The following is a 1975-nucleotide window of genomic DNA, read 5'->3' as shown; positions in this document are numbered from 1 at the left end:
AGATAGGCTCCGGTCTCGTGGGCTCGGAGATGTTTATAAGAGACAGCCCGAGGACGGGGGCGCCCGGCGCGACCACGGTGAGGTTCGCGATGCCGCCGAGGTTGAGCGCCGCCCGCGGCCCGGCGGCCGCGTCCAGCAGCAGGGCGTCGAAGACCGGCACCAGCGGCGCGCCCTGCCCGCCCGCCGCGATGTCCGCCGACCGCAGGTCACTGAGCACCGGTACGCCGACCCGCTCGGCCACCCGGGCCGGCGCGCCGAGCTGCAGGGTCCCCCGCGCCCGACCCTCCTCCACCCAGTGGAAGACGGTCTGCCCGGGCGAGACCACCGCGTCGGCCGCACCGCCGGCCAGCTCGACGCCGACCGCAGCGGCGTCGGCGAAGACCTCCCCGAGCCGGTTGTCCAGCCGGCAGACGGCCTCGATGGTGGTGCCGGCGGGCGGCAGCAGCGCGCCGATCTCCCCGCGCAGCCCGTCGTCGTAGTCCAGGCTCGCGGTGCCGAGCGGCCGCAGCCGCAGCGTCTCCCCGTCGAGGACGAACTCGGCGGCCGCCACGTCCACCCCGTCGTACGACGTCCCCGACATGAGCCCGACGATCTTCATCCGGCCAGGCTAGTGCTGTGTCCACTAACGTTCGCCGGGTTGGTCGGTCGAGGGGGAATTGTCGTACCGGTGGTGTTGGCTTCGCCTCATGCCTCGCCGTCGGGATCCTGCCGCGCCTCGGGTGGTGCATCGCACCGCTCGTGTGGGGTTGCGGGTGACGTCGGGGCAGCGGTGGCGGTGTTTCGGCCTGTTGCGCTCAGCCGGTGATGTGTGGGCGTGTGTGCTGGAGGTCAACGCGTGGCGGCGCCGCCGCCGTGACGTGCCGCTGACCGGTTATCAGGAGTTGTGTCGGGAGTTGGCGGTGTCGGGGCCGGGCACGTTCGCGGAGTTGGACTCGGTGGGTGCCCGGTCGGTGTTGCGGCGGTTTTCGGATGCGTGGTTCGCGGCCGCCAAGCGCCGTAAGGATGGTGACCTGTCGGCGGGGTTTCCGCGTCGGCGGCGGGGGTTGGTGCCGGTGCGCTGGTATCACGGCACGTTCACCCTCCAGGGGCGTCGGGTGCGGATTCCCACCGCCAAGGGCACCCCGCCGTTGTGGGTGCGCCTGGCGCGGAGGGTGCCGTATCCGGTGGAGCAGGTCCGGTCGGTCACCCTGCTGTGCGAGGGCGGCCGCCTGTTCCTCGACGTGACCGCCGAAGTCCCGGTGGCGGTGTATCCGCCGGGTGAGGGGCCGGATCCTGCCCGGGTGGCGGGGGTGGACCTGGGGATCATTCACCCGTACGCGGTGGCCGGCCCTGACGGGGCTGGGCTGTTGGTGTCCGGGCGGGCGATCCGGGCTGAGCACCGCATGCACCTGGCCGACACGAAAGCCCGCCGTCGTGCTGTCGCCCGCCGCGCACCGAAACCTGGTCAGCGGGGTTCGCGACGGTGGCGCACATACCGGCGGCGTTCTCGGTTGGTGGAGGGCCGGCATCGGCGCCGGGTTCGCCAGGCCCAGCACGAAGCCGCCCGCCAGGTTGTCTCCTGGGCGACACGTCAGCGGGTGGGTGTGCTGCACGTCGGTGACCCACGCGGGGTGCTGGACCTGCCGGCGGGGCGGCGGCACAACCTGCGGCTGCGGCAGTGGCAGATCGGCCGACTCCTGCAGGTCCTCACCGACAAGGCCACCCTCGCCGGCATCACCGTACGGCTGGTCGACGAACGCGGCACGTCCTCCACCTGCCCCGCGTGCACCAGGCGGGTGTCGAAACCTCGCGGGCGGACCCTGTCCTGCCCGCACTGCGCCTTTTCCGGGCACCGCGACCTGGTCGCGGCCGCCAGCATCGCCACCCGCACCCCAGGCGGCGGACCCACCACCCCGACAGCCGCCGTCGTGCTGCCTGAGGTGGTCACGCACCGTCGAGCCGGTCGACACCTCCCCGGTGCCGGCCACTCCCGACG

Annotated in this window: 2 protein-coding genes; one reads left to right on the top strand and one right to left on the bottom strand. The window is 73.1% G+C overall.

Annotated features, from left to right (window positions below):
* Positions 1 to 598, bottom strand: a 598-nt coding sequence (locus DKL51_RS31665; protein WP_185734989.1) for an anhydro-N-acetylmuramic acid kinase, incomplete at its 3' end; no start/stop codon positions are given.
* Positions 599 to 818: 220 nt separating this feature from the next.
* Here DKL51_RS31665 and DKL51_RS31660 point away from each other — a divergent pair.
* A partial coding sequence (locus DKL51_RS31660; RefSeq protein WP_148097908.1) for an RNA-guided endonuclease InsQ/TnpB family protein occupies positions 819 to 1975 on the top strand: 1157 nt, incomplete at its 3' end.

Origin of the sequence: Micromonospora globispora, assembly GCF_003857015.1 — a bacterium.
GTDB classification, from domain to species: domain Bacteria; phylum Actinomycetota; class Actinomycetes; order Mycobacteriales; family Micromonosporaceae; genus Micromonospora; species Micromonospora globispora.
Note: the sequence above shows the minus strand (reverse complement) of the source record. Positions and strands in the feature narration are given on the sequence as shown.